This is a genomic window from Marichromatium purpuratum 984 (assembly GCF_000224005.2).
Taxonomy (GTDB): domain Bacteria; phylum Pseudomonadota; class Gammaproteobacteria; order Chromatiales; family Chromatiaceae; genus Marichromatium; species Marichromatium purpuratum.
This window is the reverse complement of record NZ_CP007031.1, coordinates 866,626-881,069: the sequence shown is the minus strand read 5'-3', so window position 1 is coordinate 881,069 and position 14,444 is coordinate 866,626. Positions and strand designations below refer to the sequence as shown.

Annotated in this window: 15 protein-coding genes; 5 read left to right on the top strand and 10 right to left on the bottom strand. The window is 69.8% G+C overall.

The features are described from left to right. The first annotated feature begins 89 nt into the window (after positions 1–89). Genes MARPU_RS04065 through MARPU_RS04055 form a run of 3 tightly spaced genes read left to right on the top strand, consistent with a single transcriptional unit; the run spans position 90 to position 3,233 of the window. Positions 90–1,319 carry a sulfotransferase gene (locus MARPU_RS04065; RefSeq protein ID WP_005224400.1) on the top strand — a complete coding sequence of 410 codons (1,230 nt, stop codon included), beginning with the start codon at positions 90–92 and terminating at the stop codon, positions 1,317–1,319. After that, the gene (locus tag MARPU_RS04060) at positions 1,313–2,479 is read left to right on the top strand and encodes a glycosyltransferase (protein ID WP_005224399.1); all 1,167 of its coding nucleotides are present in this window, start codon (positions 1,313–1,315) and stop codon (positions 2,477–2,479) included. Before MARPU_RS04065 ends, MARPU_RS04060 begins: the two co-directional genes overlap by 7 nt. Before the next feature lie 37 nt (positions 2,480–2,516). After that, on the top strand, positions 2,517–3,233 hold the full coding sequence (locus MARPU_RS04055) for a DUF2334 domain-containing protein (RefSeq protein WP_005224398.1): 717 nt from the start codon (positions 2,517–2,519) through the stop codon (positions 3,231–3,233). Here the strand turns inward: MARPU_RS04055 and MARPU_RS04050 are convergent. Next, the gene (locus MARPU_RS04050; RefSeq protein WP_005224397.1) at positions 3,214–3,702 is read right to left on the bottom strand and encodes a low molecular weight protein-tyrosine-phosphatase; all 489 of its coding nucleotides are present in this window, start codon (positions 3,700–3,702) and stop codon (positions 3,214–3,216) included. The two genes, MARPU_RS04055 and MARPU_RS04050, sit on opposite strands and share 20 nt — an antisense overlap. 61 nt (positions 3,703–3,763) lie before the next feature. Continuing rightward, positions 3,764–4,147, bottom strand: coding sequence for a hypothetical protein (locus MARPU_RS04045; RefSeq protein WP_005224396.1), 384 nt, complete (start codon positions 4,145–4,147; stop codon positions 3,764–3,766). A 164-nt stretch (positions 4,148–4,311) separates the two neighbouring features. Here MARPU_RS04045 and MARPU_RS04040 point away from each other — a divergent pair, with 164 nt between their 5' ends. Beyond that, the gene (locus tag MARPU_RS04040; protein ID WP_005224395.1) at positions 4,312–4,632 is read left to right on the top strand and encodes a hypothetical protein; all 321 of its coding nucleotides are present in this window, start codon (positions 4,312–4,314) and stop codon (positions 4,630–4,632) included. A gap of 10 nt (positions 4,633–4,642) precedes the next feature. On the opposite strand, the gene kdsB is transcribed toward MARPU_RS04040, so the two are convergent. The 6 genes from kdsB to MARPU_RS04010 form a co-directional block, all read right to left on the bottom strand. Beyond that, positions 4,643–5,413, bottom strand: coding sequence for a 3-deoxy-manno-octulosonate cytidylyltransferase (gene kdsB, locus MARPU_RS04035; RefSeq protein ID WP_005224394.1), 771 nt, complete (start codon positions 5,411–5,413; stop codon positions 4,643–4,645). Then, a complete protein-coding gene (gene lpxK, locus MARPU_RS04030; RefSeq protein ID WP_005224393.1) occupies positions 5,406–6,398 on the bottom strand; it encodes a tetraacyldisaccharide 4'-kinase in 993 nt (330 codons plus the stop codon). The genes kdsB and lpxK overlap by 8 nt, the downstream gene beginning before the upstream one ends. Beyond that, positions 6,398–8,179, bottom strand: coding sequence for a lipid A export permease/ATP-binding protein MsbA (gene msbA, locus MARPU_RS04025; RefSeq protein WP_005224392.1), 1,782 nt, complete (start codon positions 8,177–8,179; stop codon positions 6,398–6,400). Before msbA ends, lpxK begins: the two co-directional genes overlap by 1 nt. Continuing rightward, a complete protein-coding gene (locus MARPU_RS04020) occupies positions 8,176–8,604 on the bottom strand; it encodes an ExbD/TolR family protein (RefSeq protein ID WP_005224391.1) in 429 nt (142 codons plus the stop codon). The genes msbA and MARPU_RS04020 overlap by 4 nt, the downstream gene beginning before the upstream one ends. Then, on the bottom strand, positions 8,601–9,230 hold the full coding sequence (locus tag MARPU_RS04015; RefSeq protein ID WP_005224390.1) for a MotA/TolQ/ExbB proton channel family protein: 630 nt from the start codon (positions 9,228–9,230) through the stop codon (positions 8,601–8,603). Before MARPU_RS04015 ends, MARPU_RS04020 begins: the two co-directional genes overlap by 4 nt. 237 nt (positions 9,231–9,467) lie before the next feature. After that, complete coding sequence (locus MARPU_RS04010) at positions 9,468–11,888, bottom strand: DNA internalization-related competence protein ComEC/Rec2 (RefSeq protein WP_232229495.1); 2,421 nt, start codon at positions 11,886–11,888, stop codon at positions 9,468–9,470. A 123-nt stretch (positions 11,889–12,011) separates the two neighbouring features. Here MARPU_RS04010 and MARPU_RS04005 point away from each other — a divergent pair, with 123 nt between their 5' ends. After that, entirely contained in the window at positions 12,012–12,530 is a 519-nt protein-coding gene (locus MARPU_RS04005) for a DUF2062 domain-containing protein (protein WP_005224388.1), read from the top strand. Here MARPU_RS04005 and lolD read toward each other — a convergent pair. Both lolD and MARPU_RS03995 read right to left on the bottom strand, forming a co-directional pair. Then, positions 12,485–13,183 carry a lipoprotein-releasing ABC transporter ATP-binding protein LolD gene (gene lolD / locus MARPU_RS04000; RefSeq protein ID WP_005224387.1) on the bottom strand — a complete coding sequence of 233 codons (699 nt, stop codon included), beginning with the start codon at positions 13,181–13,183 and terminating at the stop codon, positions 12,485–12,487. The genes MARPU_RS04005 and lolD overlap by 46 nt on opposite strands. Next, a complete protein-coding gene (locus MARPU_RS03995; RefSeq protein WP_005224386.1) occupies positions 13,176–14,426 on the bottom strand; it encodes a lipoprotein-releasing ABC transporter permease subunit in 1,251 nt (416 codons plus the stop codon). The genes lolD and MARPU_RS03995 overlap by 8 nt, the downstream gene beginning before the upstream one ends. Positions 14,427–14,444 lie beyond the last annotated feature (18 nt).

Below are 14,444 nucleotides of genomic sequence, written 5' to 3'. Positions count from 1 at the left end.
CCCGTGCGGGTCGTCATCGGCGACCCGCACGCATGCACCACCGGAGCCCGCAGGCGCACTCGTGGCGGCGCTCGGGCTGAGGACGGACGATGCTCAGACTCTTCATCTCCAGCCAGCTGCACCTTCTCGGGCTCGCCCTGCGTGCCCTCGTCCCCAGACGCGGCGCCGGCTGGGCGGGTTATGTCCGCCCCCTGCTGATGCTCGTCTTCGTGCCGCTGTTCGCCCTGATCCAGCTGATCCACTGGCTCGGCCTGGCGCTCGACGAACTGCTCTACCCCGACTATCGCCGGGTCCAGATCCGCGAGCCACTGTTCATCCTCGGGGTGCCACGCAGCGGCACCACCCATCTCCACCGAGTGCTGGCCGAGGATCCCGGTGTCACCACCTTCACCACCTGGGAGTGCCTGTTCGCGCTCTCGATCAGCGCGCGCCGCTTCTGGCTCGGGCTCGGTCGTCTCGACGCCCGGCTCGGCGCCCCGCTCGCCCGGCTGTTGCGCCGGATCGAGCGCTACGCCTTCGGCGCCCTGGACGCGGTCCACAGCATGCGCCTCGATGATCCCGAGGAAGACTATTTCGCGCTGCTGCCGGCGCTCGCCTGCTTCATCCTCGTCCTGCCCTTCCCCGACTCGCGCCGACTGTGGCAGATGGGCAGCTTCGACCGCGACATGCCCGAGCCGCTGCGCAGCCGGCTCCTCGAGCACTACCATCGTTGTCTGCAGCGCCATCTCTATGTCCACGGCACGGACAAGCGACTGCTGTCGAAGAATGCCGCCTTCGCCCCGCTCGCCGAGGCGCTGCGCGCGCGCTATCCCGACGCCCGCTTCGTGGTCTGTCTGCGCGCCCCGCAGGAGACCCTGCCCTCGCAACTGAGTTCGATCGCCGGCGGCGCCAAGCTGTTCGGCATCGGCGCCGTCGAGCCCGCGTTCGAGCGCCGCATGACCGAACAACTCGGCTTCTACTACCACAATCTCGAGCGAGTCCTTGCCGACGTCCCGCGCGAGCGCTGTGCCTGGGTGAGCATGGAGCAGCTGCGCGAGCGACTCGGTCCGAGCATCGAGACCATCTACAGTCAGCTCGGACTCACCCTCGAGGCCGACTACCGCGCCCGACTCCAGGCGCGTCAGCGCCATGCCCGCAGCTATCGCAGCGCGCACCAGTACAGCCTCACGCAGTTCGGGCTCGACCCCGAGCGCATCGAGCACGACCTCGGCGCCTGCTATCGTCGCCTGCGCGCACGCGTCATCGATGATCGGGACGCGCCGCCATCGGCCGCGCCCCCGACGCCCCCGCAAACCACGGAAGCCGCGCTGCCATGTTGAGCACCCCGCGCCCTGACCAGGTCACCGCGCACGCCGACCCGATCGACGCCTCGGGGCTACGCGTGGCCATCCTCTCCGACGCCGCGCCCGAGCGTAACGGGGTCGGCGCCTACTATCGCGACCTCGCCGATCACCTGCGCGCCGCCGGCGCCCGGGTCGAGTTGATCGCGCCACGCTATCGCCGTGGCAACTGGCACGGCGGGCTGACCTTCCCGCTCCCCGGCGACCCCACCCAGAAGCTGCTGCTGCCCTCCTGGCCACTGGTCAGCGGCCGACTGCGCCGACTGCGCCCCAACGCCATCGTCGTCCCCACCCCCGGCCCCTTCGGCATGCTCGGCATGCACCTGGCCGGGCGGCGCGATATCGCCCTGGTAGTCGGCTTCCACACCCACTTCGAGGCACTCACCGATCTCTTCCCCGAGTGGAGTGGCCTGCGCGCGCGCGTGGCCAACGCCTATCTCGGCACCTGTCACCGCATGCTGTTCCGCCGCAGCCAGCTGGTGCTCGCCAACTCACACGAGATGGTCGAGGTGGCGCGACGCATCGGCGCCGACCGCGCCGCGCTGATGGCCACGCCGATCGCCAAGCGCTTTCTCGACTGTCCGCCTCGGCCGATCGCGCCCCATCTCGGTCGGGTGCTGTTCGCCGGCCGACTGGCCCCGGAGAAGAACCTTGAGAGTATCGTCGAGGCCGCACAACGGCTCCCCGAGATCGAATTCCTGGTCGCCGGCGACGGCCCGTTGCGCCCCTGGCTCGAGCAACGCTGCGCCGAACGCTCCAATCTCAAACACCTCGGCTGGGTACGGCGCGGCCAGATCATGGACCTGCTCGACTCGGTCAACGCCCTGGTGTTGCCCTCCCGGGTCGAGTCCTTCGGTACCATCGCGCTCGAGGCGATGGCACGCGCCCGCATCGTGGTGGTTTCCTCCGCATGCGGTATCCTCAGCTGGCAACTGCTCGGGCGCGGGCTGCACGCCATCGGCGAGGACGAGACGCTCGCCGACACCCTGACACGGGTGCGCGCGCTCGATCCGGCCCTGCGCGAGCGCAAGGCGCACCTGGCGCGCGCGGCGGCGATCGAAATCAACCGTCGCAACCTTCAACACTGGCTATCGGTACTCTCGGGCGATCATGGACACTGCGTCGACATGCGCGACTGACGACACCCCCAGAACCCTGGTCTCGGTGCATGATGTGATGCCCGAGACCCTCCCCCGGGTCGAGCGGCTGCTCGCCCTGCTCGAGGCCGAGCGGGTCTATCCGGTCACCCTGCTGGTGATCCCCGGCGGCGCCTGGGATCGCACCGCCCTCGCGCGGCTACGCCAGTGGCAGCAACGCGGCCACGAGCTGGCCGGACACGGCTGGCACCATCGCGTTGGGCGCTACGGCGGCTGGTATCACCGCCTGCACGCGCGCCTCATCTCGCGTGACGTCGCCGAGCACCTGGCGCTCGATGCCGAGGGCATCGGCGCGCTGATCAGTCGCTGTCACGCCTGGTTCGGCGATCAGGGACTGGACGCGCCCGAACTCTATGTGCCGCCGGCCTGGGCGATGGGCCGGATCGCGCGCTCGGCGCTCGCCGAGCTGCCCTTCGAGCGCTACGAGTACCTCTCCGGGGTGCTCTCGGCCGAGAGCGGACTGTTCGCGCCGGTGCCGATGCTCGGCTACGAGGCCGACACCGCGGCGCGCGCCCGCGCGGTCCGGCTGTGGAACCGCATCAACCGCAGCCGCGCGCGCGCCCGGGGATGGCTGCGCATCGGCATCCACCCCCAGGATCTCGAACTGCGTCTGGCCGAATCTCTGCGCCAGGACCTGCGAGGCTACCGTCATCACAGCCGCTATGCCGCGCTCACCGAGCGCCGCCCGGACCACGACGAGGGTGACGGCGCCGGGGTCACAGAAAACGTGCGTTGAGATCCTCGAGCAGACCACGCGCGGCCGCCTCGACCATGTCGAAGACCTGATCGAAGCCGCGCCGGCCACCATAGTAGGGATCGGGCACCTCGCGCTGCGGATAGTCCGGGGCGAAGTCCATGAACAACCCCAGGCGCGACTCCAGCCCGGGCGGGCAGAGCGCGGCGAGGTGCGCGTAGTTGTCCTGATCCATCGCCAGCACATAGTCGAAGCGCTCGAAATCATCGGCCTCGACACACCGTGCGCGCAGATCGCGGATGTCGATGCCACGGGCGCGCGCCGTGTCGCTGGCGCGCTGGTCCGGGCGCTCCCCGGCGTGATAGGCATGGGTGCCGGCCGAGTCGATCTCGACCAGCTGCTCGAGGCCACGGGCGCGCAGCAGTTGACGGAACACCCCGTGGGCGGTCGGCGAGCGACAGATGTTGCCCATGCAGACGAACAGAACCCTGGCCTTGGTCTCGCGTTTCACTTCGCTACTCCCTCCATCGCTGGCTGACACGCCCCGATCATAGCAGCGCCCGGCGCCGGACTCAGTCGCCGGCGCGCTCGCGCCTGAGCCGCTGCGCCTCGCGCTGGCGTGCCTGCGCGGCGCTCTGACGCTCGATCCGCAACCGCCAACTGCCACCGTCGCGCGCCGGGGCGTCAGGGGACGGGGAGGCGGCACGCGACTCACGCCGCAGCGACTGCCAGGCGCGCCGCTCGTCCTGGCGCTGCTCGAGCAGCCGCGTGCCCGTCTGCCGGGTCGGCGCCGGGCGGCGGCCGGCGGGCACGCGAGCAGCGCCCTCGAGTCGCAACCAACCGCCGGCACCAGCAGCCTCCGCGGCACCGACCGCGGCGGCATCGGCCCCGACCACGGGCATGGCAAGCGCCCAGATGAAGACGGTGACGAAGGTACGGATGATCGGTGCACTCATGGTCTCGACCTCCAGCGGTCTGTCCGCGTGATTGACCCGCAAGGTCAGGTGCTGGAGTCCGCGACTGGAAAGCTCAACCCGGTGGCGCCATCATCGAGCACAGGGACAGACGCGGCACGGAGGCCGAGACGACGGCGACAGGCTACACCCACCCGGGAGGCGCGATGCACACCAGACCCACGACCCCACAGGGCCGGCACGACCGCGAGGCGCTGCTACACCAGGTCCGCACGCTGCTCGGGCGCCGCTGTCGACTGCGCGGCGCCTCCTGGCGACTGATCGACCTGCTCCCCGGCGAGGAGCTGCTGATCCTCGAGTCGGACGACGAACACGCCGCCGAGATCCAGGCCGACCAGTACGGCCGTCCGCGCCAGCGACGCAACACCCTGCTGCAGGTGCCGCTGTTCGACCGTCACCGCTGCCCCTCGGCACCGCTGCGCGAACTGCTCGACACCCTCACCCCGACCCTCGCACGGCGCCACTGACGGCAACGCTTCAGTCGTCGGCGCTCATCCACGCCTCGGCACGCCCCAGGTCCTCGCGGGTATCGACCCCGGGGCCGGGGGTACGCTCGGCGATGCCGACATGGATGCGCTCGCCGTGCCACAACACGCGCAGCTGCTCGAGCGACTCGGCGACCTCGAGCGGCGCCGGTGGCCAGGCGAGATAGCGCTCGAGGAACCCGGCGCGATAGGCATAGAGCCCGATGTGACGGAGGAAGGTCACCGACTCGGGCAGGCTCGCGCGGCTGCCGAGGAACTCGTCGCGATGCCAGGGCAGCGGCGCGCGCGAGAAGTAGAGCGCGAAGCCCTCGGCATCGGTCACCACCTTGACCACGTGCGGATCGAACAGCGCCTCGACCCGCCGGATCGGCGAGGCCAGGGTCGCCATCCCCGCCCCTGGGCACCCGGCCAGGTCGCTCGCCACCTGGTCGATCAGCGCCGCCGGCATGCAGGGCTCATCGCCCTGCAGGTTGACCACCACGGTGTCGGCCTCCCAACCACGCGCGGCGATCACCTCGGCCACCCGCTCGGTGCCGCTACGGTGCTCCGTCGCGGTCAGCTGGGTCGTGGCATCGAGTCCGGCGCAGGCCTCGAGGATGCGCGCGTCATCACTCGCCACCACCACCTCGTCGGTGCCGCTGGCGCAGGCCCGCGCCACCACGTGCCGGATCATCGGCTCCCCGGCGATCTCCAGCAGCGGCTTGCCCGGCAGCCTGGAGGAACCGTAACGCGCCGGAATCACCACCTTGAAACCCTTAGCCATGCCTCTTCACCCTTGCCAGTCGAGTCAACAGCCCCGCCAGCGAGTCGGCATCGAACTCGGCCTCGACGGGGACGTACCAGTGATCACCGCCACCGAACCGGGCGCACTTGACGGCGTCCTTCTCGGTCATCAGCACCGGCCCCGCGGGCCAGGCCGCGACCTCGGCGGCGGTGAAGTCGTGATGATCGGGATAGGGGCGGCGGTCGAGTACCAGACCATGCGCCTCGAGCATGGCGAAGAAGCGGTCGGGATTGCCGATCCCCGCCACCGCGCACACCCGCCGCCCCCGGAACGCGCTCAACGGGCGGGCGCGACCGGAGCCGTCGAGCGCCTGTGCCGCGCCCGGCACCAGTCGCATCCGCCCCGCCCCCGGCGGCGCCTCGCCGCCGTTGTAGAGCACCAGGTCGACCGCCTCGAGCCGGCGCGGCGACTCGCGCAACGGCCCGGCAGGCAGGCAGCGCCGGTTTCCCAGCCCACGCCGGCCATCGACCACGGCGATCTCGACGTCGCGCGCCAGCCGGTAGTGCTGTAGCCCGTCGTCGGTAAGCAGCAGGTCGCAGTCGCAACGATCAAGCGCGAGGCGCCCCGCCGCCACCCGGTCGGCGCCGACCACCACCGGGCAGCCGGCGTGACGCGCGAGCAGCAGCGGCTCGTCGCCGACCTCCTCGGGGTCATCACTCGGCGCGACCCGGCGCACCCCGTCCGCGCGTCGGCCATAGCCGCGGGTGAGGATCGCCGGTCGCCTGCCCTGCTCGCGCAGCAGTCGGGCCAGGGCGATCACCGCCGGGGTCTTGCCGGTACCGCCGACGCTGAGGTTGCCGACCACCACCACCGGCACCGGCAACCGTGTGCTCGCCAGCCAGCCGCGCCGAAAACCCAGCCGCCGCAGCGTGGCGAGCGCGCAATAGAGCACGCCGAGGGGCGCGAGCAGCACGCCGAGCCAGTGCCGGGCGTACCAGACGCGGGCCGGGTCGATCCAGCGCATCAGCCCTCGGCCACGAGACCGTCGTGGAACTGCAGCCGATGCAGCCGCGCGTAATAGCCGTTGCGCTCGAGCAGCGCCTGATGGCTGCCCTGCTCGACGATCCGCCCGGCATCGAGCACGAGGATGCGGTCGGCGCGCTCGATGGTCGAGAGCCGGTGGGCGATCATCAGCGTGGTGCGCGCCTCCATCAGCTCCTGGAGTGCGGCCTGGATGTGGCGCTCGGCCTCGGTGTCGAGCGCCGAGGTCGCCTCGTCGAGGATGAGGATGGGGGCGTCCTTGAGCATCGCGCGGGCGATCGCCAGACGCTGGCGCTGACCGCCGGAGAGCAGCACGCCACGATCCCCCACCACGGTGTCGAAGCCCTGCGGCAGGGCGCGGATGAACTCCAGCGCGTGCGCACTCTCGGCGACCTGTTCGAGCCGCTCGCGGCTCGGCGGCTCGGGCTGGCCATAGGCGATGTTGTTGGCGATGGTGTCGTTGAACAGCACCACGTCCTGGGTGACCAGCGAGATCTGACGGCGCAACGAGCCCAGGGTGAGGTCGCGGATCGGCGTGCCATCGATCAGGATCTCGCCCTCGCTGGGGTCGTAGAAGCGCGGCAACAGGCTGGCGATGGTGCTCTTGCCGCTGCCCGAGCGCCCGACCAGGGCGATCTTCTCGCCCGAGGCGACGCTCAGCTCCAGCTCGCGGATCGCCGGCGGCTTGTCGGGGCTGTAGCGATGGGTGACGCCGCGATACTCGATGCGTCCGGCGACCCGCTCGACCTCGCCGCGCCCACGATCGTCCTCCTCCTCTGCGTCGAGCAGCTCGAACAGGCTCTCGGCGGCGATGATGCCGCGCTGCAGATGGGCGTTGACCGAGGTCAGACGCTTGACCGGCGGCAGCAGCAGCGCCATGGCGACGATGAAGGACATGAAGGTGCCGACCGAGATGTTGTCCTGCAGCCCCTGCATGGTCGAGAGATAGACGATCACCGCGATCGCCATCGCCGAGATCAGCTGCACCAGCGGCACACTCGCCGCCTCGGTGGCGATCATCTTCATCTGCAGCGAACGGGTCTTCTCGTTGATCGCGCCGAAGTGACGCGCCTCGCGCGCCTGACCGCCGAAGGCCTTGACCACCCGATGACCGTCGATCACCTCCTGGGCGACATGGGTGAGCTCACCGACGCGGTCCTGGATGCGCTTGCTGTGACGGCGGAAGCGCTTGGTCGCGTACTTGATGGCACCGGCCATCAACGGACCGATGAGCAGGAAGATCACCGACAGCTCGGCGTCGAGATAGAGCATGTAGGCCATCAGCCCGAGCACGGTGAAGCCGTCGCGCACCAGGGTGGTGACCGCCGAGGTCGCGGCGGTGGCGACGTTCTCGACGTTGTAGGTGAGCTTGGCGAGCAGATGGCCCGAGCCGGTGTTGTCGAAATAGCGCGTCGGTGCGCGCAGCAGGTGCTCGAACATCTCCTGGCGGAGATCGGCCACCACCCGCCGTCCGACCCAGCTCAGACAGTAGTTGTTGACGAAGCCGGCGATACCGCGCCCGAGAAAGAGCGCGACCAGCAGCAGGGGCATCATCCGCACCACGGTCTCGTCGCGTTCGACGAAGCTGCCGTCGATCAGCGGCTGCATCATCGCCGCGAACAGTGGCTCGGTGATCGCAAAGGCGAGCATGCCGACGATGGCGACGGAGAACATCCGCCAGTAGGGGCGGACGTAGCCGAGCAGGCGGCGATAGATGGCGCTCGCCGCAGCGGGCGCCGGGGATGGTGTCTGCGGGTCGCTCATGGCGCCTCCCCGTTGCGGGTCGCGGCGAAGGCGACCTGATTGAGTCCTTGGCGCGCGGTGGCATCAAGCGCGGTCATCACCGCCTGGTGTGGGGTGCGGGCATCGGCCTGGATCAGCACCGGCGCGCTGTCGCGCCCGGCGAGCGCGGCGGCGATCGCCCGCCCCAGGGTCGCGGCATCATCGCCGAGCACCCGCTCCTCACCGAGGAAGAACACCCCCTCGGCGTCGATCACGATGGTCAGGGTCTCGGGCGGCTCCTCGGCCGATGCCGCCACCCCCTCGGCCTCGGGCAGCTGCACCCGCAGCCGCGCCTCGTCCTTGAAGCTGGTCGAGACCATGAAGAAGATCAGCAGCAGGAAGACCACGTCGATCAAGGGCGTCAGGTTAATGTCGATCGGGGCCTTGCGCTGGGGTCTGAGGTTCATGCCCCGGCCTCCACGGTGTCCTCGCGCTCGCCCTTGATCACCTCGATCAGACGCAGCGACAACTCCTCCATGTCGACCACCAGACGCGAGACCCGGTTGTCGTAAAAGCGATGGAACATCAGCGTCGGGATCGCCACCGAGAGCCCGGCGGCGGTGGTGATCAGCGCCTCGGAGATGCCCCCGGCGAGCACCCCGGGATTGCCCACCCCGGCCTCCATGATCACCGCGAAGACATCGATCATACCCAGCACGGTGCCGAGCAGGCCGAGCAGCGGGGTCACCGCGGCGATGGTCCCCAGGGTGTTGAGGAAGCGCTCCAGCTCGACGACCACCTGGCGGCCGGTCTCGGCGATCGCCTCCTTCATCACCTCGCGCGAGTGCATCCGATTGGCCAGACCGGCGGCGAGCATCCGTCCCAGCGGCGAGCCGTAGCGGATCTCCTCGATCTGGCTGTCGGAGAGTTGACCGAGGCGGTAGAGCTGCCAGATCCGCGCCAGCAGCCCCGGCGGCATGATGCGGGCACGGCGCAGCATCCAGGCGCGTTCGATGACGATCGCGGTGGCGACCACGGAGCTGGCGATGATCGGCACCATCAACCAGCCGCCGGCGTACATCAGATCTAGCAAGGGCGAACTCCTCGGCGCGGACTGTGACTGAAGGCCTCGCCCCAAATGGGCCGAGACTGACCCTTCATGATACTCGAAGCCCTCGACCTCCAGCCATCGGGGCATCGGCCGCCGATACGAACCGCAAAGACCCAAAGGAGACAAAGGATTTAAGTGCGAGCGCTCTGTTGAGGCGCGATCACGAATCACTGCAAGCGCAACACGCCCTTCCCTTGGCGCTCTTTGAGTCTTTGCGGTTCAATCCGTCCGGCTGATGGCCGGCGCTCGCTCCCGACAGGTCGGCGCGGTGAGCGGGGCCGGCAGCGGCACGAACCAGGCCGCGAGGGTACGGGCGCGACCGCAGGCCCAGGGGCAGCGCGGGGCGCAGCCGGCCGCGGGGCGATGACGCCAGAGCCGATCATGACGAGCGCGCCAACCCGGCTCGATCGACAGGCCCTCGGCATCGAGACGCAGTGTCAGCGCGCCCTCGTGCGCCGTCCCTCGCGTCTCGATGTCACGCGCGATGAGGCGCGCGCACACCGTCTCGGCAGGGAAGCCGTAGTGATTGGCATAGCCCGATGCGACCAGCGCCAGCTCGGGGTCAACGGCATCGAGCAACGCCGCGCTCGATGAGCTGGCGCTGCCGTGATGGGCGAGCACCAGCACGCGACTGCGCAGGGCCGCGCCATGGCGCGCGACGAGTTGGCGCTCGACTGCGGCGCCGATGTCGCCGGTGAGCAGCACCGAGATATCCCCGACCTCGATGCGCAGCACACAGGAGGCGTCGTTGCCCGAACCGCCCCCGGTCACTGGGTACAGGAAGCGAAAGCGCACCCCCGACCACACCCAGCCCTGCCCCGCCCGACAGCGCCCGACGCCGGCGAGGCCGAGCGCAGCCGGCTCGCCCGAATCGACACGCCTGACCTCCACGCCGCGGCGCAGTCCCGCCAGCCCGCCGGCATGGTCACGGTCGGCATGGCTGATCACCAGCCGGTCGACCCGCTCGACGCCCTGGGCGCGCAACAGCGGCACCAGCACCGCGCTGCCGGTCTCGAAGCCACTGGCGAACCCTGGGCCGGTGTCATAGACCAGGGTGTGCTCATGGGTGCGCGCCACCACCGCCAGCCCCTGACCGACATCGACCAGGGTCAGCCACAATGCGCCCGGCGGTGGCGGCTGCGGGCGCACCAGCGCCAGCGCCGCCAGCCCCACCAGACCCAGCCAGCGCCCCGGCAGCCCGCGCGGGGCGAGCAACAGCGCGACGCCCAAGGTCGCGGCCAACCACACCCAGGGCGGACGCGCCGCCAGCGCGAAGGCCGACCACGGCTGGTCGGCAATCCAGCCAAGACCATCGAGCCCCTGCTCGAGCAGCCAGGCGACGGCGCGCAGCGGTGCAGCCAGCCCGGGCAGCAGGCTCAACACCGCAGCGACCAGCAACAGCGGCAGCAGCAGCGAGAACAGCGGCACCGCCACCAAATTGACCAGGGGCGCGACCAGCGAGGCACGGGCGAACAGCAACAACAGCAAGGGCAACAGTCCGATGCTCACCGCCCACTGCACCTGTCCCCAGCGCCGCCACGGCGTGCGGCTCGGCAGGCGTCCGGTGAGCGCCAACAGGATCGCCGCGACCGCACCGAAGGAGAGCCAGAACCCGGCCCCGAGCGGGGCCAGCGGATCGAGCGCGATCACCCCGGCGAGCGCCATCACGAACCCCTGCCAGGGGCGCAATGGCCGCCGCCAGAACAGCGCGCCGAGCACCACCGCAAGCATGATCAGTGCGCGCTGGGTGGAGATCGCGAAGCCGGCGAGCGCGGCATAGCCGAGCGCCGCGCTCGCCGCGAACAGTGCACCGGCGCGGGGCGCGGCGAGCCACAGGGTCAGGTGCCGACTGCGCGACCACAGCAGGCGCCCCAGCCAGAACACCGCGGGCGCGATCACCGCCACATGCAGCCCGGAGATCGCCAGCAGGTGATTGGTCCCAGTACGGGTGAGCACCTCCCAGTCGCGCGGCGTGAGGGCATCGCGCAACCCCAGGGTGAGCGCCTGCACCGCACCGAGCGCCGGGCGCTCGCCGAGGGTTGCCGCGAGATGATCGGCAAGCCGCTGACGCAGCCGCGCCAGCCGATAGCCAGACGGAGCGGGATCGAGCAGCCGCGGCGGCTCGCCGGCGCGCAGGTTGCCGGTCGCCACCACCCGCCGCGCGAACAGCCAGCGCTCGTAGTCGAAACCACCCGGGTTGGCATAGCCGTGCACAGGTTTGAGCCGGACCGGCAACCGCCAGCGCTGACCGGGACTGAGCAGCGGGGCGTCACGATACCAAGACAGGCTGACCCGGCCGGTGAAATCGACCGACTCGCCGGCATGGGAGGCGTGCTCGACCAGGAAGGTGAAGCGTGTGAGATGACCTCGTCTCACCGGCAGCGCATCGACCCGCCCCTCGACCACCAGGGGCGCGCGCACCAGTTCATCGGGCAGCGGATGACAGACCAGGGAGGAGAGCGACCACAGCGACCAGCAGAGACCGAGCAGCGCGGCACTGACCAGACGGACCCGTGGACGTCGCCACCCCGGCGACAGCACCAGCGCCGTCACCACCAACCAACCCGGCGGCGGCAGCACCGGCAGCAGCAGCGCCGCCAGGGCGCCGAGGACGAAGGCGAGCGCTGCGGCGATCAGCACCACAGACCGGCGGTCAGGGAGACAATCCGCACACCACGCCACCCGTCTGACCTATACTTGGCGCCTGCGTCGCCCCCTGGGACCAGTCGGACTCTCCGCGTGAAGAAATCGCTGAAACGGGTCATGCCGGACCCCCGGAAGATCCTGGAAAATCGGCAGCTCGGTATCTTCGGAAAGCTACTGCAGGACCCCAATCTCTGGCATCTCAACCGACGTTCGGTCTCGGGCGCCGTCGCAGTCGGCCTGTTCGTGATGTACCTACCGCCGCTCGGCCACCTGTTCATGGCCGCAGGGCTGGCGATTGCCGCCAGGGTCAACCTGCCGATCTCGGTGACCCTGATCTGGATCTCCAACCCGATCACCATCCCGCCGATGTTCTACGGCGCCTATGTGCTCGGCTGCTGGCTGCTCGACCAACCGGTGGTCGGCTTCGACATGCACTTCTGGATCGACTGGCGCAACTGGCTAGCGGTGCTCGCGCCGCTGCTGCTCGGCTCACTGGTCTGCGCCACGCTGTGCTCGGTGGCCGGTTATCTCACCATTCAGGCGCTGTGGCGCTGGAAGCTGATGCGCGAGATCCAGCGCCGGCGCGCCCGCTACCGGGCCGCGACCAGCGCGCCCTCGTCGAGCCGCCAGCGCTGATCCATCCGCGCGGCAAGTTCGGGGTCGTGGGTGACGATCACCAGCGCGGTGCCGATGTCGCGATTGAGTTCGAGCATCAGCTCGTAGACGGCGGCGGCGGTGTTGCGGTCGAGGTTCCCGGTCGGCTCGTCGGCGAGCAGACAGTCGGGCTCGGTGACCAGGGCGCGGGCCACCGCCGCGCGCTGGCGTTCACCACCGGAGAGTTCAGCCGGGCGATGGGCGCCACGGTGCGCCAGTCCGACCTGAGCGAGCAGGTTGAGCGCGCGCTCGCGCGCCAGGCGTGGGCGCATGCCGCCGATCAGCAACGGCATGGCGACGTTCTCGAGCGCGGTGAACTCGGGCAACAGGTGGTGGAACTGGTAGACGAAGCCGAGATGACGGTTGCGCAATCGTCCCACCCGCGCCTCGGAAAGTCCGACGATGTCCTGACCACGCCAGCACACCCGACCGGTGCTCGGCCGGTCGAGCCCGCCGAGACAGTGCAGCAGGGTGCTCTTGCCCGAGCCCGAGGCACCGACGATCGCCACCCGCTCACCGGCGCCGACGCGGAAGTCGACCCCGCGCAACACCTCGACCTCGGCGGGTCCCTGGCGGAAGGTCTTGGTCAGGGCGGTAGTCTCGAGCACCGCCTCCGGTGTCCGTGGATCACTCATAGCGCAGCGCCTCCGCCGGGTCGGTCCGTGCCGCGCGCCAGGCCGGATAGAGCGTTGCCAATACCGACATCGCGAAGGCCGCGCCACCGACTCGCAGCACGTCGACGAGCTGCACGTCCGAGGGCAGCGCGCTGATGTAGTAGATCGAGGGATCGAGGAAATGCACCCCGAACACGCCCTCGATCCAGGCCACCACAGGTTCGACATTGAGCGCCAGCACCACACCGGCGACCACCCCGACCAGGGTGCCGATCAACCCGATCGCGGTGCCCTGCACCATGAACACCCCCATCACCCGCGCCGGCGAGGCACCGAGGGTGCGCAGCACCGCGATGTCGGACTGCTTGTCGGTGACCACCATCACCAGGGTCGAGACGATGTTGAAGGCGGCCACGGCGACGATCAGAAAGAGGATGATGCTCATCATCCGTTTCTCCATCGCCAGCGCGCTGAAGAAGTTGCTGTGCACCTGGGTCCAGTCGACGACGCGATAGGCGCCACCGAGATCGTAGGCGATCTCGCGCACCAGCCGCGGCGCGGCCCACATGTCGGTGAGCTTGAGTCGCACCCCGGAGACGTTGTCGCCGAGTCCGAGCAGCCGCGCGCCGTCACGCATGTGGATGAAAGCGGCGTTGCGGTCGTAGTCGGCCATCCCCACCGAGAACACCCCGCTCACCGTGAAGCGCTTGAGTCGCGGCATCACCCCGGCCGGTGTGGCGCTCACCTGCGGGGTGACCACGGTGACCTTGTCGCCCGGCGCAACCCCCAGATAGCCGGCGAGATCGCGACCGAGGACGATGTTGAATTCACCGTCGACGAGGTCGTCGACCGAGCCGCCGATCATGTCGCGACGCAACTCGGCGACCTGGTCCTCCTCGCGCGGCAGGATCCCCCGCACCATCGCCCCGCTCACCCGCGAGCCGTTGGCGAGCATCCCCTGGACCTCGACGAAGGGCGCGGCGCCGACCACATCGGGATGCGCGCGCACCTGCTCGAGCAGCGGCCGCCAATCGTCGAGGCCGCCACCGAAGGGATCGCTCAGGGTCGCGTGCGAGGCCATGCTGAGGATGCGCTGCTGGATCTCCTTGTGGAAGCCGTTCATCACCGACAGCACCACGATCAGGGCGACGATGCCGAGCGCGATGCCCACCATCGAGATCCCCGAGATGAAGGAGATGAAGTGGTTGCGACGACGCGCACGCGTGTAGCGCAGACCGATGTAGAGTGACAGGGGATGGAACATGGGGATGGATTAAACCAC